This is a genomic window from Bifidobacterium sp. LH_230, assembly GCF_056357555.1.
Genome location: NZ_JBKEWJ010000004.1, coordinates 112,014 through 130,541 on the forward strand (window position 1 = coordinate 112,014; position 18,528 = coordinate 130,541).

18 protein-coding genes and 1 tRNA gene are annotated in these 18,528 nt (G+C 61.1%); 12 read left to right on the top strand and 7 right to left on the bottom strand.

The features are described from left to right. Positions 1-86 precede the first annotated feature (86 nt). Positions 87-159: transfer RNA gene (locus tag AC1A0G_RS03260), tRNA-Ala, on the top strand. 99 nt (positions 160-258) lie between these two features. Here AC1A0G_RS03260 and AC1A0G_RS03265 read toward each other — a convergent pair. Continuing rightward, positions 259-981 (bottom strand): nitroreductase family protein, encoded by a 723-nt coding sequence (locus AC1A0G_RS03265; RefSeq protein ID WP_476527455.1) that lies wholly within the window; start codon positions 979-981, stop codon positions 259-261. Positions 982-1,168: 187 nt separating this feature from the next. Between AC1A0G_RS03265 and AC1A0G_RS03270 the strand changes: the two genes are divergently transcribed. Further along, positions 1,169-2,047, top strand: a complete 879-nt coding sequence (locus AC1A0G_RS03270; RefSeq protein WP_476527457.1) for a DUF1287 domain-containing protein — start codon at positions 1,169-1,171, stop codon at positions 2,045-2,047. Positions 2,048-2,163: 116 nt separating this feature from the next. After that, a complete protein-coding gene (locus AC1A0G_RS03275; RefSeq protein WP_476527459.1) occupies positions 2,164-2,568 on the top strand; it encodes a pyridoxamine 5'-phosphate oxidase family protein in 405 nt (134 codons plus the stop codon). A gap of 123 nt (positions 2,569-2,691) precedes the next feature. Here the strand turns inward: AC1A0G_RS03275 and AC1A0G_RS03280 are convergent, their stop codons facing one another. Continuing rightward, positions 2,692-3,234, bottom strand: coding sequence for a DNA-deoxyinosine glycosylase (locus AC1A0G_RS03280; RefSeq protein WP_476527461.1), 543 nt, complete (start codon positions 3,232-3,234; stop codon positions 2,692-2,694). Between the two features lie 2 nt (positions 3,235-3,236). Next, positions 3,237-4,052 (bottom strand): response regulator transcription factor, encoded by an 816-nt coding sequence (locus AC1A0G_RS03285; protein WP_476527462.1) that lies wholly within the window; start codon positions 4,050-4,052, stop codon positions 3,237-3,239. 456 nt (positions 4,053-4,508) lie between these two features. On the opposite strand from AC1A0G_RS03285, the gene AC1A0G_RS03290 reads away from it, so the two are divergent. The 7 genes from AC1A0G_RS03290 to AC1A0G_RS03320 all read left to right on the top strand — a co-directional run bounded on the left by AC1A0G_RS03290 (position 4,509) and on the right by AC1A0G_RS03320 (position 14,075). After that, the gene (locus AC1A0G_RS03290) at positions 4,509-5,324 is read left to right on the top strand and encodes a histidine phosphatase family protein (RefSeq protein WP_476527464.1); all 816 of its coding nucleotides are present in this window, start codon (positions 4,509-4,511) and stop codon (positions 5,322-5,324) included. 83 nt (positions 5,325-5,407) lie between these two features. Next, complete coding sequence (locus AC1A0G_RS03295; RefSeq protein ID WP_476527466.1) at positions 5,408-6,358, top strand: magnesium transporter CorA family protein; 951 nt, start codon at positions 5,408-5,410, stop codon at positions 6,356-6,358. 2 nt (positions 6,359-6,360) lie between these two features. After that, on the top strand, positions 6,361-7,311 hold the full coding sequence (locus tag AC1A0G_RS03300) for a transporter substrate-binding domain-containing protein (protein WP_476527468.1): 951 nt from the start codon (positions 6,361-6,363) through the stop codon (positions 7,309-7,311). A 78-nt stretch (positions 7,312-7,389) separates the two neighbouring features. Next, positions 7,390-10,368 carry a leucine--tRNA ligase gene (leuS, locus tag AC1A0G_RS03305; protein WP_476527469.1) on the top strand — a complete coding sequence of 993 codons (2,979 nt, stop codon included), beginning with the start codon at positions 7,390-7,392 and terminating at the stop codon, positions 10,366-10,368. 264 nt (positions 10,369-10,632) lie between these two features. Continuing rightward, positions 10,633-11,289, top strand: coding sequence for a ComEA family DNA-binding protein (locus AC1A0G_RS03310; RefSeq protein WP_476527472.1), 657 nt, complete (start codon positions 10,633-10,635; stop codon positions 11,287-11,289). 596 nt (positions 11,290-11,885) lie between these two features. Continuing rightward, a complete protein-coding gene (locus tag AC1A0G_RS03315) occupies positions 11,886-13,283 on the top strand; it encodes a ComEC/Rec2 family competence protein (protein ID WP_476527474.1) in 1,398 nt (465 codons plus the stop codon). A gap of 72 nt (positions 13,284-13,355) precedes the next feature. After that, positions 13,356-14,075 carry a metallophosphoesterase family protein gene (locus tag AC1A0G_RS03320; RefSeq protein ID WP_476527476.1) on the top strand — a complete coding sequence of 240 codons (720 nt, stop codon included), beginning with the start codon at positions 13,356-13,358 and terminating at the stop codon, positions 14,073-14,075. 286 nt (positions 14,076-14,361) lie between these two features. Here AC1A0G_RS03320 and AC1A0G_RS03325 read toward each other — a convergent pair whose 3' ends face one another. Both AC1A0G_RS03325 and AC1A0G_RS03330 read right to left on the bottom strand, forming a co-directional pair. Beyond that, the gene (locus tag AC1A0G_RS03325) at positions 14,362-15,108 is read right to left on the bottom strand and encodes a Fic/DOC family protein (protein ID WP_476527477.1); all 747 of its coding nucleotides are present in this window, start codon (positions 15,106-15,108) and stop codon (positions 14,362-14,364) included. Next, entirely contained in the window at positions 15,105-15,284 is a 180-nt protein-coding gene (locus tag AC1A0G_RS03330; RefSeq protein ID WP_476527478.1) for an antitoxin VbhA family protein, read from the bottom strand. The genes AC1A0G_RS03325 and AC1A0G_RS03330 overlap by 4 nt, the downstream gene beginning before the upstream one ends. 115 nt (positions 15,285-15,399) lie before the next feature. Between AC1A0G_RS03330 and AC1A0G_RS03335 the strand changes: the two genes are divergently transcribed. Next, positions 15,400-15,621, top strand: a complete 222-nt coding sequence (locus AC1A0G_RS03335; protein WP_476527479.1) for a helix-turn-helix domain-containing protein — start codon at positions 15,400-15,402, stop codon at positions 15,619-15,621. A 93-nt stretch (positions 15,622-15,714) separates the two neighbouring features. Next, positions 15,715-16,935, top strand: a complete 1,221-nt coding sequence (locus AC1A0G_RS03340; protein WP_476527481.1) for a Fic family protein — start codon at positions 15,715-15,717, stop codon at positions 16,933-16,935. 165 nt (positions 16,936-17,100) lie between these two features. On the opposite strand, the gene AC1A0G_RS03345 is transcribed toward AC1A0G_RS03340, so the two are convergent. Together AC1A0G_RS03345 and AC1A0G_RS03350 are read right to left on the bottom strand one after the other, a co-directional pair. Further along, the gene (locus AC1A0G_RS03345; protein ID WP_476527483.1) at positions 17,101-17,412 is read right to left on the bottom strand and encodes a nucleoside triphosphate pyrophosphohydrolase family protein; all 312 of its coding nucleotides are present in this window, start codon (positions 17,410-17,412) and stop codon (positions 17,101-17,103) included. Between the two features lie 172 nt (positions 17,413-17,584). Next, a complete protein-coding gene (locus tag AC1A0G_RS03350) occupies positions 17,585-18,526 on the bottom strand; it encodes a hypothetical protein (protein WP_476527484.1) in 942 nt (313 codons plus the stop codon). Positions 18,527-18,528 lie beyond the last annotated feature (2 nt).

Consider the following 18,528-nt stretch of genomic DNA (forward strand, 5'->3'; position numbering starts at 1 on the left):
GATCGTGCGACCGACGACAAGACACGCCGTCGGTTGCACGATCACCGAGAATGGCGTAATCTATCTCGAGTTCGGTCACGAACAGCGGGGCTATGGCGCAGCTGGTAGCGCATCTCCATGGCATGGAGAGGGTCAGGGGTTCGAATCCCCTTAGCTCCACCCTCAAGGCTTGCGAAGCGATTCGCAAGCCTTTTTTCGTATTGCTGTGTACTGCTCGCGGGGAGCAGCACACAGCAAACGTGCTACGACCGCCGGCGTCTACGCCCACACGAATGTGCCGGCACCGGCTCCCAGTTCGAAATGCAGTTTGGCGATGCCCAATCCGATCGCGGACTGCACATCGTCCAGCGCCTCGGCATGCACCGAACGGCCATCGGCCAGCAGCGTGAACCTAAACGGCTGCTTGCCCAACGCGCTCGGCGCAAGCTGCACCGCTTCCAAGCCGCGCATGAACCAGTCCGGCGCGTCCGTCAGCGCGCCAGCCGACGTACCGCCGTCACCGGACCGTAACTGCACGGTTCCCAGCTCCTCGACCGGCTTGCTGCGATGCGGACGCCCGGCCCTCGCGCCATGCCCGATCGCGATCGCGGCCGGCATGCGCTCGCCATCGTCGAGACGCCAACCGCCGTCATGGTCGCCCGGCTCGTGCAGCACCACCCAACCGGTATCCAGTCCAAGCCGCACCGCCTCCAACGCCAGACGTTCGCCGTAATAGCCGATCCGCTCATCCAACACCGCCGGATCAGCGGCGTCGCGGCCGATCAGCGCAATGCAATACCGCACATTCTTGAACCGACCGTAATGCGTCGGGCATCCGCCGAACGCGTCCGTGTCGTCGGACACGAGCTGGATATCGAGTCCGCCGTCACGATTGGCCTGCTCGATCGCGGCGCGCAACGCGTCGAGCGTGTGCTCGTCGATCGGCTGATCGGTGTAGTCGCGCACCGCATGACGCGCATGCATGGCCTCGATGATATCCATATGCTCTCCTTGACTCCGCCGGCGCTCCCGTCATGGACGGGACCGGTCCTCGCGATACTGCATACCATCCTAGCGGGATGCCGTCGGTCGGCTCGCGCATCCTGTACCATACCGTTTTTCGGTATGCGACATTGCTGTGACGCAGACCGGTGCGGTAGAACGGTTCGTGGAAAGGAGGAACCGCTACATGCAGCAGGAACCGCAGACAGACGATATGGGATTCGGCACGGGATACGAAACCGGGTGCAAAACCGTTCCGGAGAACCGGCAGATGGCCGGTGCACGGAGGGTGCATCGACGTCGGGCCGCTGTGATCGTGGCGGTATTGGTCGCGGTCATGCTCGCCGGGGGAGTGTTGTCGGTGCGCCGGCTGGGTACGTTGCCGTGGAACGTGATTCCCGATGCGGTGAGGTCCGGCGTGGCGGATATGCAGTCGGGTGGCGACGGCGGGGACGTGATGCCGGCAGACGAAGCCGAACGGCAGTACCCGAAGGCCGTCAGCCAGGCCGATTTCAATGCCAACGGCAAGGATGACTACGCGGACATCGTCGCCGGCGCGCGGGCGGACGCCGAGGCGGCGCCGCGATACGACAGCGGCTACTACGAGGGCGGCTATCCGCCGGACAACCGCGGCGCATGCACGGATCTGGTCTGGCGCGCGTTCAAGGCGGCCGGCTACGACCTCAAGGCCATGGTCGACGCGGACATCGCCGCCGATCCGGCCAGCTACGCGGCGGTCGCGCCGAACCCCGACCCGAACATCGACTTCCGTCGCACCGGCGTGCTCGACGTGTTCTTCGCCAAATACGGGCAGACGCTCACCACGGATGCCGCGGACCGTCAGGCTTGGCAGGGCGGCGACATCGTCGTGTTCGAGCACACGCGGCACATCGGCATCGTGTCCGACAAACGCGACAAGGACGGCTACGCGTACATCATGCACAACATGGGACAGCGGCAGCGAGAGAACGATTACCTGACGTTCAAACGGCACATGACGATCACCGGACACTACCGCTTCGACGCGTCGAAGGTGCCCGCGAATGTGCTCAAGGCATGGCAGTAGACCTGCCGATAGACGCGTCGGTGAGATTACTCACAGCCGAACGTGCGGCGAACATGCGGCGATTGGCGTAGGCTAGAAGAGATTGATATCGCAGACATTCGTGAAAGGATACGAATATGGCAACGCTCACCGCAGAGATGAAGACGTTCATCGAAAACAACCTGGGCTGGATCTCCACCGTCTCCAAGGACGGCCAGCTCGACCTCGGCCCGAAGATGAGCCTGTTCGTGCTCGACGACAACCACATCGCCTACCACGAGCGCACCGCCGGCCAGGCCTACGAGAACCTCAAGAACGGCTCCCCGCTGGTCATCGCGTTCGCGAACCTCGCCGAGAAGAAGGGCTACCGCTTCCGCGGCACCGTCACCCTGCACTCCGACGACGCGATCTACGAGGCGCAGGTCAAGGTCGCCGAGGAGAAGGGCACCAAGAAGCCGGCCGTCATCCCGGTGCTCGAGATCACCGAGATCCAGGACCTCGCCTCCGGTGCCAACGCCGGCAAGACCATCGAGAAGGACTGATTGATCGCATAGCCCGATGCAGACGCCGCTTTCCGTACGGGAGGCGGCGTCTTCGTATGTCGGTCGCATGTGCGGCCATCGTTTCGCCGCATTGGAGGAGGGACCGGCCGCCGAGTCGCCAGCTCAATCACGGACCGGCATACCGGCTTCACGAAACGCTGCGCGGTAAACGGCGACGAGATCGGGCAGTCGCATCGCCGCGTTCGCCGGACTGGTCGACGGCAACTGCGTCATCGTGATGGACAGTCCGGCCGCGACGAGCCGCGGTTCGATCAGACGACGGTACAGCTGACCGGCCTTCGCGCCGGTGGTGAATACATGCGTGACATGCGAGCCGGTGAGGATCGGCGCGATGTCGTTCGGCACGGCGTTGCGGATGGAGGAGTCGGATGCGCCGGTGATGTCGCACGAGGCGATCACATCCCACAAGGCGACATGATGACGCAACGCGAACATGCGGCGGGATTCGGGGGAGTCGCCGGGCACGTCGGCCGGGTCCGCAGGATCGGCGAACAACGCGGCCATCACCGGCCAGAACCGGTTCTGCCGATGCATGTAATAGAACCCGGCCTCACGCGATTTCGGACTCGGCATCGAGCCGAGCACCAGCACCCGCGATTCGGCGTTCCACACCGGTCCGAACCCGTGTTCGACATGCTCGCCCATCGCTACCGGACCCGATACTGGTGGCCGTGCTGCGTGATGAAGAATCCCAGCCGGCGCAGCTTGCGCGTGAGCGAATACATGGTCGTGTCCATCACCGTGCGCTGGTCGGCGAATCCGGCACCGTCGCCGAACACCAGCCGTGACAGGTCGTCGAAGCTCAGATATTGGCCGTCCGCTCGAATCAGGGCCTCCAACGCGGAGTATTCACGCGGCGACAACGCGATCGGCTTGCCGCCGCGATAGAACGCGCACTGCCGGCGCGTGTCGAGCGTCAGATCACCGTGGATCAGCAACGCGGGACCGTGGGATGCGGTCCCGTCGCCATCCGGCGTGTCGTCGATCGTCTGCAACAGCGAGATATACGACAGCAGTTCCGCGTCACCGAACGGCTTGACGATGGTGACGTCGGCGGTAAGCGTCGCAGCAGCAGGGGAGTCGTCCGATGATCGGTTGCCGGACTCGCCGGTGGTGTCGGATGATGTGCCGTCGCCAGGTTCCTCATCAGTGCCGTTGACTGCCGTGGCATGGTCTGATTGGCTTGTCGAAGCCAGCGAAGGCGTGGACAGCAACGCGACGCGGATACGCCGTCCAAGCGAGACTCCCGGATCGCGCAGCCGGCGAGCCAATCCGTCACGCACCGCGGCCGGCGTCAGATCATCCAGCACCACCGCGTCGAACGGCAGCAACGGATAATCCCTGAACAGTTCGTCCAGCTGAGCGACGGACGTGACGACCGTGGCCTGATGCCCCGCCGTCTCCAGCGTCCGTTCCAACGCGGAGGCCAACGCCGCACTGCCGGTCACCACAAGCAGATCCATCACGCGCCTCCCATCAGCCGTCCTACGTAGCACTATAGTCCGAGCTGTGCGTGTCCGTGCTATGCGTGACATATGCGCGGTCATCCGCCCGCTGCTATCCCAAATGTCGCGCAAACAAACCGTTTTACGTGATGTTCGTGCGGTTATCCGCCTTGTCCTATCCCGAATATCACGCAAGAAAGCCTGTTGGCGTGATATGTGTGCGGTTATCTGCCTTCCGCTATCCCAAATGTCACGCGAATAGGCCGTCTTGCGTGATATTCCGGATAGCAGCGGAGGCGTAATCGCAGTGTTGTCACGCAATAGGCGGTGATTCCGCAGCAGAAGTCGAGGAAGCGCCGACGAGGGGACGTGAGGGTTGGCGTCGGCGGTTCATCCGACCAGATGCCGGGCTGCCGATATGATGGGCGAGGAACGGCAAGCCGATGGCGAGGACGACGGATAGGGGAATGAGACATGATCGACGAAGTGGTGATGCTCAGGCACGGGCGGACGGCATACAACCGCGCAGGACGGCTCCAAGGCCAGATCGACGTGCCGCTCGACATCGTCGGCCAATGGCAGGCCGACATGGCCGGCCTTGAACTCGCGCAACGCTACTACTGGGCGAAGATCGGCCAGATCGCCCGCAATCCCGAACGGCTCGCGCAACCCGGTCCCGAAGCGGCCGAGCGCAGCGACATCGGCGAATACCGCCACGCGCCAGCCGCGAGCCGCCGCATGGTCGTCATCTCGTCGGACCTGTTCCGCGCCCAGCAGACCGCGCACGCCTTCGCCGACCCGCTCGAACTGCCGGTCGTCACCGACCCGCGGCTGCGCGAACGCAGCTTCGGCCAGTGGGAGGGCCTGACCCGCGAACAGATCCGCGACATCGACGCCGAAGCATACGCCTCATGGCGCCGGCACGAAGGCGGCGAACTCGCCTACGGCGTCGAAAGCCGCGAAGCGACCGGCCGACGCGGCGCGGACGCGATGCGCGCGATCATCGCCGACCCGCAATACGCCGACGCGTCGACCACGCTCATGGTCGTCGGCCACGGCTCATGGATCGCCGCCACCATCGAAACGCTGGTCGGCATGCAGGTCAATTCGCTCGACAATCTCGGCCGCATCCGCAACGCGTTCTGGAGCCGGCTGTCGATCCTGCGCGAGATGAACGGCCACGCGTTCGACCGTCCGGTCTGGCAGCTCGACGCGTTCAACGAATGCGCCCCCATCGTGCGCACCGTCGACTGGGACAACGGTCCCGCGTGGCTTGCTGCGGGTGTCTGACCGTAGGGACTATTCTTGTCTCGGTTTGAATCGACGCGGGGCAACGCGCCGCAATCGCACGGCGGAAGGCAGGTGAACGAGACATGTTGAGAATCTTCAGCACCATCAACGGCCAAGTGGAGCAGGTACAGAAACCCGAGAACGGGTCGTGGATATCCTTGAGCGAACCGACCGACGTGGAGCTCGCCACCATCGCCCAGCAGACCGGCATTGATCTGGCCGACCTGCGCGCCCCGCTGGATGACGAGGAACGTTCGCGCGTCGACGTCGAGGACGACTACACGATGGTCATCGTCGACATCCCGACCGTCGAGGAGCGCGGCGGCCGCGACTGGTACGAGACGATCCCGTTGTCGATCATCGTCACGCAGAACCTCATCATCACCGTATGCATGCAGGACACGCCCGTGCTCCACCCGTTCATGGAAGGCACGATCCGCGGCTTCAACACGTTCATGCGCTCGCGGTTCATCCTGCAGATCCTGTACCGCAACGCGACCATGTACCTGCGCTACCTGCGCATCATCGACCGCGAAAGCGACAAGCTCGAACTGAAGCTGCGCCATTCGATGCAGAACCGCGAGATCGTGATGCTCATGGAACTGAGCAAGACCTTGGTCTACTTCACCACGTCGCTCAAATCGAACGAAATCGTGATGGAGAAGCTCACCACCCTGAGCCGCATCAAGCAGTACCCGGACGACGAGGACCTGCTCGACGACGTCATCACCGAAAACAAGCAGGCCATCGAGATGGCGAACATCTACAGCGGCGTTCTTGCGAACATGACCGACGCGTTCGCCTCGATCGTGTCGAACAATCTGAACAACGTGATGCGCATCTTCACGATCATCTCGATCACATTGTCGGTGCCCACGCTCATCTTCTCCATGTACGGCATGAACTTCCAGGAGGGCATGCTCGGCATGCCGTTGAGCGACAAGCCGTGGGGATTCGTCGCGATCATCGTGATCTCGGTCGTCCTGTCCGCCGTGGTGACATGGTTCCTCACCCGTTCGCGCATGTTCAAATGAGCGTGAGCGGTCGTATCGTGTGTCGTCGGCTGGGCGCGGCCGCGTGCGCGCTCATGCTGTCGATGCTGCCGTTGGCCGGCTGCGGGGCTTCCGGCGCGGGCTCTGCCGCGACGACCGATGCCGGTGCGTTGTCCGCGACGTCCGGCCAGCCGCAAGGGCCGACGATCACGATCGGCGTTTCCTCCGACCTGCCGGGATTGGGGTACTGGCATGACGGCTCGTATTCCGGATTCGACATCGACGTGGCCGCCTACGTGGCGAAGGCGCTCGGCTACGGCCGCAAACAGATCGTGTTCGTGCAGGTCCGGCCGCAGGAACGCGCCACGGTATTGGACGATGGCCGCGCCGACATGGTGGTCGCCGGATTCACGATGACCGACGAGACCGCGAAGAACGTCGCGTTCGCCGGACCGTATCTTGACGTGCGGCCGGCCGTGCTGGTGCATGACGATGAGACGCTGGACGCGCGTACGGTCGACGATCTGTTCGATACGACGGACAGCGGCACTGCTTCCGGCGATCGGAACGACGACGATACGACTGACGATGTGGACCGCGACATGACGGTCTGCGCGGTGAACGGCACGGCCGAACGCGCGATGATCGCCGGCCGCGACGATGTGACGGTGAAGACATACGACACGTACGGCCAGTGCATGACCGCGCTCATGGCCGGATCGGTCGACATGATCGCCGGCGACGAGGCGACGCTGCCGGGACTGGTGCACGAGCGGCGCGGCTCGTATCGCATCGTCGCGGATTCTGCGGATGATGGCGGACTGCAATACGGCATCGCCGTGCGACACGGCCGCACCGAACTCGCCGGCAAGATCGCCGCGACGCTGCGCACTATGATCGACGACGGCTCGTGGCGGCGGTACGTCGACGACGATCTCGCGCCGTTCGGATATCGTCCGTCGACGCTGTCGTCTTCGACCGTCACGACGCGATGACATGTCTTGGAATCAGGATGCGGTCGCGATGGGCGGAATCATGCGGTTGTGTCCAGTTGCATGGCAATAATTCACCGTATGGCTAATGAGAAGAACACGACCGCGCAGGCGGCCGACACCCCCGCCGAGCCGTCGTTCCGCTACAATGCGGCGCTCGCGCAGGACATCGAAACCAAGTGGCAGAAGAAGTGGGACGACGAAGGCACCTTCTGGGCCGCCAACGTCAACGGTGGCCTCAAGGACGGCAAGGGCCGCAACGCGGACGGCCGCCCCGCCTTCTTCGCGATGGACATGTTCCCGTACCCGTCCGGCAAGGGTCTGCACGTCGGTCATCCGCTCGGCTACCTCGCCACCGACGTGGTGTCGCGCTACCACCGCATGAAGGGCGAGAACGTGCTGCACGCCATGGGCTACGACGCCTTCGGCCTGCCCGCCGAGCAGTACGCCGTGCAGACCGGCCAGCACCCGCGCATCACCACCGAGCAGAACATCGCCAACATGCGCCGCCAGCTGCACCGCATGGGCCTGAGCTTCGACAACCGTCGCTCGTTCGCGACCATCGACCCCGGCTACGTGCGCTGGACGCAGTGGATCTTCTCGCGCATCTACGACGCGTGGTACGACGAGGACGCCACCAATCCTTCCGGTTCCCAGGGTTCGGCCCGCCCGATCTCTGAGCTGGTCGCCAAGTTCGAGAACGGCGAGAAGGCCATTCCGGGTCACGAGTCCGATGGCGTCGCGTGGGGCGATCTCTCCGAAGCCGAGCAGCAGGACATCCTCAACGACTTCCGTCTCGCCTACATCTCCAAGTCGCCGGTCAACTGGTGCCCGGGCCTGGGCACCGTGCTCGCCAACGAAGAGGTCACCGCCGAAGGCAAGTCCGAACGCGGCAACTTCCCGGTGTTCCAGCGCGAGCTGCGTCAGTGGTCCATGCGCATCACCGCGTACGGCCACCGTCTGATCGAGGACCTCGACGGCATCGACTGGCCGGAGAAGGTCAAGCTCATGCAGCGCAACTGGATCGGCGAGTCCCACGGCGCATCCGTGCACTTCACCGTCGCGACGCCTGCGGGCGACAAGGACATGGAGATCTACACCACCCGTCCCGACACCCTGTTCGGCACCACGTTCGCCGTCGTCTCCCCGGAGCACGACCTGCTGCAGTACGTGCCCGCCGAATGGCCGGCCGACATTCCGGACAGCTGGAAGGGCGGCTACGCAACCCCGGCCGAAGGCGTCAAGGCGTACCGTCTGGCCGCCGAGTCGAAGACCGCGAAGGACCGCGTCGAGGAAGCCGGCGAAAAGACCGGCCTGTTCACCGGCCTGTACGCCACCAACCCGATCACCGGCGTCAAGCTCCCGCTGTTCACCGCCGACTACGTGCTCATGGACTACGGCACCGGCGCGATCATGGCCGTGCCGGGCGGCGACCAGCGCGATTACGACTTCGCCGTGAAGTACGGTCTGCCGGTCATCTACACCGTCCAGCCGCTGCCGGAATCCGGCGACGATCTGGCCAACTACGAGGGCAAGGCGCCGTTCGTTTCGCACGATGGCATCGTCATCAATTCGTCCGTGGATGCGACCGCCGCCAAGGGCGATGCGCTTTCGCTCAACGGTCTGCGCGTCGACGACGCGATCGCCAAGGTCAACGCGTGGCTCGAGGAGGCCGGCGTCGGCCACGGCACGGTGAGCTACCGTCTGCGCGACTGGCTGTTCTCCCGCCAGCGCTACTGGGGCGAGCCGTTCCCGATCGTCTACGGCGAGGACGGGACCCCGCACCTGCTGCCGGACTCCGCGCTGCCGATCAACCTGCCGGACGTGCCCGACTATCAGCCGCGCACCTTCGACCCGATGGACGCCGAATCCAACCCGGAGGCGCCGCTGAGCCGCAACGAGGACTGGGTCAAGGTCCAACTTGATCTGGGCGACGGCGTGAAGACGTACTACCGCGACACGAACACCATGCCGAACTGGGCCGGCTCCTGCTGGTACTACATGCGCTACATCGACCCGACCGACACGGCCCACATGGTCGAGAAGGACGAGTTCGACTACTGGATGGGCCCGAACCACAACAAGTACTCGGGTGACGAAGGCGGCGTCGACCTGTACGTGGGCGGCGTCGAGCACGCCGTGCTGCACCTGCTGTACTCGCGCTTCTGGCACAAGGTGCTCTTCGACCTCGGCTACGTGGATTCGGCCGAACCGTTCCACAAGCTGTTCAACCAGGGCATGATCCAGGCGTTCGCCTACACCGACGACCGCGGCCAGTACGTGCCGGCCGCCGAAGTCGAGGAAGGCCCGGCCGGCGCCGACGGCGAGCCGACGTTCACGTGGCACGGCGAGCACGTCAACCGCGAGTTCGGCAAGATGGGCAAGAGCCTCAAGAACATCATCACGCCGGACGACATGTACGAGAACTACGGCGCGGACACGTTCCGCCTGTACGAGATGAGCATGGGCCCGCTGGCCGACTCCCGCCCGTGGAACACGCGCAACGTGGTCGGCGGCATGCGATTCCTGCAGCGCCTGTGGCGCAACGTCGTGGACGAGAACACCGGCGAGGTGCACGTCTCCGAGGATGCGCTCGACACGAAGACGCTCAAGGCGCTCAACAACACGATCGCCGAGGTGACCGAGGAGATGGAGGGCATGCGCCCGAACACCGCGATCTCCAAGCTCATCGTGCTCAACAACCACCTGACCTCACTGGGCACCGTGCCGCGCGCCGCCGTCGAGCCTCTGATCCTCATGCTCTCGCCGATCGCGCCGCACATCTGCGAGGAGCTGTGGGCGCGCCTCGGCCACGCCGAGTCGCTGGCACACGAGCCGTGGCCGGTCGCCGACGAGCGTTACGTCGGCCAGGACACGGTGACCGCGGTCGTGCAGATCAAGGGCAAGATCCGCGCCAAGCTCGAGGTGTCGCCCGACATCGATCCGGCCGAGCTGGAGAAGATGGCGCTCGAGGCCGTCGCCGATCGTCTCGGTGGCAAGACGCCGCGCAAGGTGATCGTCAAGGCCCCGAAGATCGTCTCCATCGTGCCGGCGGAATGATCGATCGACCGGTTTGACTGGCTGGATTGATCGGCTGGCTGACCGATGATTGACCGGTTGCGCGGCGTGTTGTGGACAACCTGACCGTTCGACCACATACCCCGGTTTGACTGGACAAGATGCCCATGCATCCCTCACTGTGGATGCATGGGCATCTTGCATATCGGGGCACCGATGCCGGACGGCCATGCGGATAATGCGAGGACATCGCATCGTCTGCACGGTCTCGGACCTTCGGCGCATCACATGCGGGGGAGCGGCGGCATGTCGAGCGCACCTCCGCCGCCTCCGCCTGTCCGGACTGCGGTGGCGGCCGCATCGCCGCCGGCCGCATCATCACCGGTCCGGCGAGCGTCGCTTGGTGATCTTGCCGGGGTGCATGCCACGGACACCGAGCACGAGGAGCATCGGCTCACACGCGATCGCCCGAGACTGGCGTTCAAACCGGTTCACGCCGTGATGGCGATCCTGCTGCTGGCCGTGATGCTGAGCGCCAGCCTGACCATGCTCATCCAACAGGCGATCCGATACGAACGGGCCTTGTCAGCCGCACAGACATCGTCCGCATCCGGCCCATCGTCCGACACGAGTTCCGACGCCAGCACTGGCACGCAGAACGACGGCGATTCCGGCGCAACGGAGGATGACGACGCCGGCAAGCCCGCAGACGGGCAACAAACGGATGCGCAGCCGGACGAACCGGTGCAGACCGCTCCCGCCGATGACGGCAGAATCGACCTCAACACCGCTACCAGCGAGGAACTGCAGACCGTCAAAGGCATCGGCCCGGTCACCGCGGAACGCATACTCGCGCATCGCACGGTGATCGGACGGTTCACCAGCGTCGACCAGCTGCTCGACGTCAAAGGCATCGGCGCGAAAACCCTCGCCAAAATCAGGGACGAGGTGACGGTGCGATGAACGGATCTATGCGACATGGACGGGTTGCCGCCAATACGCGTCACGGCAAGCGGACAAACCGCGATCGATACAGCAGGTCAGATGGAGGCGTGCCACGTAAAGAGCAAGGAGGCCGCAACTGGCGGGGGAAGGCTGCTGACCGCAACCTGCCGCATGGGGAGCAAGGGAGCCGTGACTGGCGTATGCTGCCCATCGCCTTCGCCGTGTGGATGACAAGCCTGATCGTCCATCAGCTCTTCAACCTACTTATGGGTTCCTCCACCCCAGACATCCTGACTTTCGCTGTCACCCTTCTAACCCTCCTCGCCCTCCTTATCGTCTGTTGCATCACGTCTGTATCTTCTCGGCCCCCTCGGCCGAGGGGGCTGTCAGCAAAGCTGACTGGGGGAGCGTACACGGGACAGACCTATAGCGATTCCAACGCGCCGAATACCTATCATCCACCTTGCATTTTCCGTGTACTTTTCTCATCTCAGTCATCTCTCACCGTACTCATCGCCGCCATAACCCTCTGCGCCATCAGCACCCTGTCAGCATCCCTCATCCAATGGCACGATTCTGCCGCCCGTTTAACCCGGCAATCCGCCGAAACCACCGTGACCGCAACCATGCGCATCACCACACCGCCTACCGTCTCCACCCTACGTGACACCGATTGCCAGACCGACGCCGTCCTGCAATCGTTGTCCGACGACACCGTCACGCAAACCTCACTCGCCTCCCTACGTCTGTTCGCATCCGGACCGGCATGCACGCAACTCGCACACGGCTCTGTCATACGCATCCAAGGCACTCTGCAACAAGCCCGATACGGCAAACAACCGCTCTGGCTGATCGCCGAATCCTCCAGCACGCTCGAAACCATCCGTGCGCCGACCCTCCTTAGGCGAACGATTGCAGCCATGCAACAGTCGTTCTTCACCGTTACCGAACGACTCTCCGATCAGGGTCGCATATTGGTCCCGGGACTTACCCTCGGCGTACTCGGACAAGATCACGTCAACATGGGCAATGCCGTCTACGATGAGTCCGTTCGTACGAGATCGCCGGTCGAGGACGCCTACGCCGAACTGGTCGAAGACAATTTCCGACGTTCCGGCATCATGCACCTCATGGCCGTTTCGGGCGGTCACTTCATGCTCGTCGCCGACCTGGCCCGTCGCCAGTGCGCGCGTTTGCTGATGCCGCGCCAACTGGTCGCCGGTTTTGTGGCGGCTGTATACCTGCTGCTTGCCGCGGCTATGTATCCGTCCGATTCCGTGTTGCGCGCACTTGTCATGGGACTGATCGGCGCGGCCGCGATGTATGCCGGCCGCCGCAGCCAATCGGTGAGCGCACTGAGCTGGACGGTGATCGGCGTACTGTTGGTCGATCCTGCGATGGCACGCAGCTACGGTTTCGCGCTCTCCAGCGCCGCCGTACTCGGCATCGTGATCTTCGCGCAGCCGATCGGTACATGGCTGGCCGGCGCATTGCCGAAACCGCTCGCCGAACCGTTGACCATGACGCTCGCCGCGCAATCGTTGACCCTGCCGATCCAGATCCTCATGGAACCCGAACTGTCGCTCGCCTCCGTGCCGGCGAACTTGCTGGTCAGTCCGTTCGTCGGATTCGCGACGATGGCGGGTCTTGCCGCACTGCTCGTTTCATGGGCGAGCCCGCAACTCGGCTTCGCGTTCGCGTGGACGGCGAGCTGCGGCACGCAGGTGATGGAACGAATCGCCGCATGGCTTGCCGGCAACCGGTTCGCCGTCATCCCGTGGGCGAACGGACTGACCGAAGGCTCATCAGGCAACCTGCCAGGCGCGTTGCTCATGCTCGCCGTCGAAGCGGCGCTCGCAGTCCTGCTCGTCAGTATCACGCGTCGCATGCGTCGCCGTCGCATCCCCGAACCGACCATGCCTGGTCAACCCTTCCGTCCATCCATCCGCACGCGGCTCGCCATCTGGATCGACGAAACGAAAACACTGCTCAAGCAAGGCTGGAACCAATGACCGGATATGGTAACGTCGTCGGTAGGAATGGGACGCAAGGCGCAGAGGCTGTGCAACAGAAAAGAGACGACGATGAAGTACTTCACCACGGACACGCATTTCGGGCATCCGCTCGTCACCGTACTGCGTGGATTCACCACGTTCGATCCCGGTCGGGCGCAATACGAGCGTGTGCTCGCCGAACAGGGGCGTAAAGCTGCCGAGGACTGGGCCAAAGGCATCGTATTGGACGATTCGCGGCTCAACTTCCGCAAAGCCGCCGACACCGACGCACATGACGCGGCGATCGTCGCCAACATCAACGCGGTCGTCGGCCCGGATGACGAACTATGGATTCTCGGCGACATCGGATACCGCACGTCCGTGAACCATCTCAAGGACTGTCTACGCCAACTCGCATGCAGTCATCTGCACGCGGTCATCGGCAACCACGACGACTGGTGGCTGGGCGACAAGCCGGCCCGCAACCTATTCGAAAGCATCGAGCCGAACGGCACGGTCGAACTGGACGGATTCGATGACGGCGATTCGGCGGGTGCGACCGAAACCGTCAACCTGTCACACTTCCCGTACCGCGAGGATCTCGCCTACAGCTGGCCTGACGACGCCGTGCGGTTCCACGACCAGGCGCTGCCCTTCGACGGCCGCAAACTGCTGTATGGCCACACGCACCAGCTGACGCCGGCCGGCGCCCGCCCGCAATCCCTCAACGTCGGCCTCGACGCATGGAACCTGTACCCTGTCTCACATCCGCAAATCACCGCCTGGTTTCGCGACCTACGTGACGATTGATTCCATATGACACTAGCGGAGCCTTGGCTCCCTCGGCTGAGGGAGCTGTCCGCAAAGCGGACTGAGGAAGTGCGTTGCGGACAGTCAGTCGGGATTTGAGGCCGCGCACAGTGTAAACGATGCGTTTACAAGACGAAAGATGACGAACCCTGTCAAACTGACGATTGATATATGTATCCACCGATGATGCCTTGGCTTGCGATATCGATCCGACTTACCATCGTCAGGACCATAACCAAAGTCGGCGAGATGCTGGCCACCTTGGAGGAGGGGACTATGTAACGGATCAGTTACCCATCCGTCGGTAGATATCACGTTGAAGTTCGTTGTTGATTTCTGTTTGGGAGAGCGGTCGGTAGATGTTCGGCATGGCCGCGTATCCGGCGTCCTGAAGATGGGATGTGAGATTTGCCCGTGTCGTTGACTCATATTCCTCCGGAGTCCTGACGATGCGGGAGAACATATTGATCAAGGCCGTTTCGTCGGCGGTTTCCCGTGCGATCTGTGATGCTCGATCATTCTCCTGTTTGGAGATGACGCTCCAGTCCAGACGCCATCCCGCGTCGTGGGCGATGAGATGCCAAAACAGTCGCTGAGCGCGGCCGTTGCCTTCTCTGAACGGGTGGAGAATATTGAAATTGTCGTAATTGGCGCTGATGCGGTTAACGAACGTCGTACGGTCCATGTCTTGCAGCAGATGATCGTCATGAAGTGTTCTCTCGCAGTATTGGATACCCATGTCGAACACGGCAAGCGGTTGGAAGACCTGGCCGGTTCCCTTTGCGATGTCCACGGTCCTGATCTGTCCCGCCCAGTCGTAAACGTCTTGGAACAGCTGCCGGTGAATCCATTGCAGTTGCTCCAGCGTGCCTTGTGCCTTCGGGGGATTGGCCATCAGCTCCAACATGCGAACGGATACGAAGTCGTTTTCGGCCGCCTCGAGCTCGTCGACGGTCGTGGCTCCTACCAAATTGCGCAGAACTTGCGTGCCCGGTATCAGGTATGGGTCGAATGCTTCGGGAAGTTCGATCATGCCGTTTCCAAGCCGTACCGGCGACGTGTGCGATCGAGAAGTTCTCGGATACTGATTTTTTCCTCGATGTAGTCTCGTGCGTCGGCAAGGAACGCCGGCGTGACGCTGCCGCCCTCCAAGTGTGCGGAGTGGACCGCTTCAGCCACGCCGGCCGCACGTGATTCACGTTCTGTCATTATGCCTCCCTGAGACCATATTCGCGATATGTCTATGATATCCAAACGGATAGCTCTCCTGTCAAAACGGATTGACGTTGTTCTGCTGTTTTGAGTTGTGATATTGCTTGGCCACATGATCGAGATGCGCGAACAGGCCGGACTTGATCTTGATGAGATGGAGCGGCGCACCGGCATCTCGTCTTCCGAACTGTGGAAGGCGGAGAACGGGTACAGCCGCAATCGCCTGTTCGACCATCTCGCGGACTACTGCACCGCTCTCGGCAAGACCTTCACCGTCACCATTGGTGATGTGGAAGATGACGTTGATGGCAATAATGCTGGTAAATGCGACTGATGGTATAAGCGGTAAATAGCCGCAGCTAAGTGTGTCTTTCTTCTTTCTTAGCTACACTTATCAAAATAAGTGTAGCTAAGAAAGAAGAAAACCGTGGATAATGACGAAGTGCTGAAGATTCCGGCTACGATTTTGGAACAGCACGTATGGCATATTGCGGATGATGCGCCGGTTTCTCGTTCGCGCCGTTCGCGAGGTAATGGCCAGTATGAGTCGACGATCCCCGCGACCTTGGCGGATTGGAATTTTCCCATACCAGCCTCCATCACTGCGCAAGCTGAGGACGCGGCCACGGCATTGGCTCGATTCGACTTGTATTCTTCTTCGCGATTGGGACAGGGGAATCATGTACTTGGCCCTATGAGCGCGGTTTTGCTACGGACGGAAGCAACGTCGTCGTCGCAGATCGAGCATCTGACGGTCGGTGCGAAGAATCTTGCCCTCGAGACCATTCATGAAGGAACGAGCGGAAATGCTACTATCGTAGTGGGCAATGTTCGGGCCATGGAAGTTGCGCTCGAACTTTGCCGATATATGGACGAGCAGCATGTGCTGGCGATGCATCGTGCGTTGTTGCTCGCTCAGCCGGGATGGGAGGAACAGGCTGGACAGTACCGCACCGGACTTGTATGGGTGGGCACTGATTCGTATAGTCCGAGAGGAGCATCCCATGTGGCTCCGCAGCCGGAACTGGTTGGTGACGCGATGGCGGATCTGGTGCGGTTTATCGGCAGAGACGATCTACCGATAGTGGTGCAATGCGCTATCGCCCATGCTCAGTTCGAGACGATCCATCCGTTTGCGGACGGCAATGGTCGATGCGGAAGAGCGTTGGTTCATGCGATCCTGCGCAATAAGGGTCTTGTTCGTACTACGACTCCACCGGTTTCCGCTGGTCTGCTGCGCGACACGGAAGCATATTTCAATGCACTGACGGCCTTCCGTAAAGGAGATGCCACCCCCATTGTGGAATCGTTCGTGGAGGCGTGTTTGTTTGCGGCTACGAGTGGACGACAGCTGATTGATGATTTGGTTGATCAGCTTGATGCTGCGAAAACGGCATTGCGGGGAGTGCGTTCGGATTCTCCGGTATGGCAAATCGTGCCGCAACTGATCGCCCAACCCATCGTTACGACAGCGTATCTGTGCGATTCTCTTGGATTGAGCAAACCACAGGCCGAACGTGCGGTAAAGCGTCTCGAGGAAGCCGGGGTGCTGACGCGACGTGGTGGAGCGCGTCGCAATGTCATCTGGGAGCATCGCGGAATTCTCGATGTCTTGGATGAGTACGCCGCCGGTCTGAGGAGAGGATGAATGGGATCGCTCGTTTTATGGTGGCTGCTTTATGCAAGTTAGAGAGCATATCGTCAACTGGTTCTGGTTGTGTTTAGCTGCACTTATCGTGATAAGTGCAGCTAAACACAACCAGAGGCATGGTTTATGGCATTGTTGTCGATGACAATAATGCCGGGATAACAATCAATCGTTGTTATGAGGTGTCATACGACCACGTGCATCGTTCCTCGCCCGGCAATCCTCGATAGCCTGATGGATCTCCTCGTCGGTGAACTCCATTGCGGCCATGAGATTGACCGTCGCTTGAATCACGTCAGCGCATTCGTTGATTAGGTCGCGGCGCTGTTCCATGGTCTGCCCGTGCTTATCCCAATCTTTGAACACTTCCACCACCTCGGCAGCCTCTTCAAGAACCTTCAACGCCTGCGGCTTGTCCCGATGCAGCAGATCAGCGCGGAACGGTTCCACAACTCCGACATGCACTCTTTGATTCATCTCTCTACCTTTACTTTTCCTGAGAATATATGTGCCTGTTTCGAGTGTTCTCTATCTTAAAGGTGTGTCCGCAAAAGCAGACTGGTTCAATCCGGCTTCGCCTTCAAACCTCTGGATATATTTCATCATTTGTGTGTTAGAAGAGTTCACCGATTGACGTGCTTCTTGCATTTCATGAACGGTATTCAGTATGGAAAGAACCTCTGAATTGGTAATCCCTTTTTCTAAGATCTAGGGTGCATTCAATCTTGGGAATCGGAAGTGTATACCTTTCACTTTCAATATCGGACAGAGTGGCCTTTGTCCGCAGCCATACTGGATCGATATTCCTCGTGACCAGTACCGTCTTCCGTCTAGGCATTCCCGTTTCGTATTCCAGTCCCGCCTCATAAGCATCAGTAACGCTCATAAAGTAACAGTCCCACGCAGCGTTCCATACCTTATGTGATAAGTCATCGATGGATTCATTTCCGGAATACTTAATCAATTTACGTGCTTGTTCCGATCGGCTGTTGCTTCCAACCAGCATGTCAACGGCAACTTGAAGCTCATACGCCGAAAGCGACCCCAACTGAGTATTGACCCACGAGACATATTCGGCAAGCAAATTCAGACGATTATCTGCCTTCATCTTTTGAGCCAACAGCATTATTTTTAACAGCGAAACGTAATGAATCGCGAATTGGGCACAGTCGCTGATTGTCCCATCAAAACCATAGGCCAATGGATTCATTCGAGTCTGGTACGGATGATTCCGCCATTTCTTATCACGATTGACTGGAGGATGTCGATTGGCGAACTGCCTTTCAATCATATCTTCATCCCACTGGAACAAGGTTTCTGCGACATAGCGCTTCCGCTGGAAATTATTCTCGTCAAATCCAGAACGCCATTGATGACACGATTCCAATAAGGCAAAACCTATGCGGGGCTCCACTCTATCCTTCACAAGATACAGCAGTAATTCTTTTAGCGACTGGCGCTTCTTTTCGCTCGTCTGAGTGAAGTAGAAATGTTCCATATCAATCACGACATTCGTATCCAATACAGCGCACTCCACACTGTTGGACGTATCAGCGCCGGCAGATAGCAGACTGTATGCACCGATTTGCACTG

Excerpts from the sequence above, each read along its gene's own strand:
- AC1A0G_RS03275 (WP_476527459.1), top strand. The coding sequence starts at position 2,164 with ATGGCAACGCTCACCGCAGAGATGAAGACGTTCATCGAAAACAACCTG.
- AC1A0G_RS03330 (WP_476527478.1), bottom strand. The coding sequence starts at position 15,284 with ATGACAGAACGTGAATCACGTGCGGCCGGCGTGGCTGAAGCGGTCCAC.
- AC1A0G_RS03320 (WP_476527476.1), top strand. The coding sequence starts at position 13,356 with ATGAAGTACTTCACCACGGACACGCATTTCGGGCATCCGCTCGTCACC.
- leuS (WP_476527469.1), top strand. The coding sequence starts at position 7,390 with ATGGCTAATGAGAAGAACACGACCGCGCAGGCGGCCGACACCCCCGCC.
- AC1A0G_RS03295 (WP_476527466.1), top strand. The coding sequence starts at position 5,408 with ATGTTGAGAATCTTCAGCACCATCAACGGCCAAGTGGAGCAGGTACAG.
- AC1A0G_RS03285 (WP_476527462.1), bottom strand. The coding sequence starts at position 4,052 with ATGGATCTGCTTGTGGTGACCGGCAGTGCGGCGTTGGCCTCCGCGTTG.
- AC1A0G_RS03280 (WP_476527461.1), bottom strand. The coding sequence starts at position 3,234 with ATGGGCGAGCATGTCGAACACGGGTTCGGACCGGTGTGGAACGCCGAA.
- AC1A0G_RS03290 (WP_476527464.1), top strand. The coding sequence starts at position 4,509 with ATGATCGACGAAGTGGTGATGCTCAGGCACGGGCGGACGGCATACAAC.
- AC1A0G_RS03265 (WP_476527455.1), bottom strand. The coding sequence starts at position 981 with ATGGATATCATCGAGGCCATGCATGCGCGTCATGCGGTGCGCGACTAC.
- AC1A0G_RS03345 (WP_476527483.1), bottom strand. The coding sequence starts at position 17,412 with ATGAATCAAAGAGTGCATGTCGGAGTTGTGGAACCGTTCCGCGCTGAT.
- AC1A0G_RS03310 (WP_476527472.1), top strand. The coding sequence starts at position 10,633 with ATGTCGAGCGCACCTCCGCCGCCTCCGCCTGTCCGGACTGCGGTGGCG.
- AC1A0G_RS03325 (WP_476527477.1), bottom strand. The coding sequence starts at position 15,108 with ATGATCGAACTTCCCGAAGCATTCGACCCATACCTGATACCGGGCACG.
- AC1A0G_RS03270 (WP_476527457.1), top strand. The coding sequence starts at position 1,169 with ATGCAGCAGGAACCGCAGACAGACGATATGGGATTCGGCACGGGATAC.
- AC1A0G_RS03335 (WP_476527479.1), top strand. The coding sequence starts at position 15,400 with ATGATCGAGATGCGCGAACAGGCCGGACTTGATCTTGATGAGATGGAG.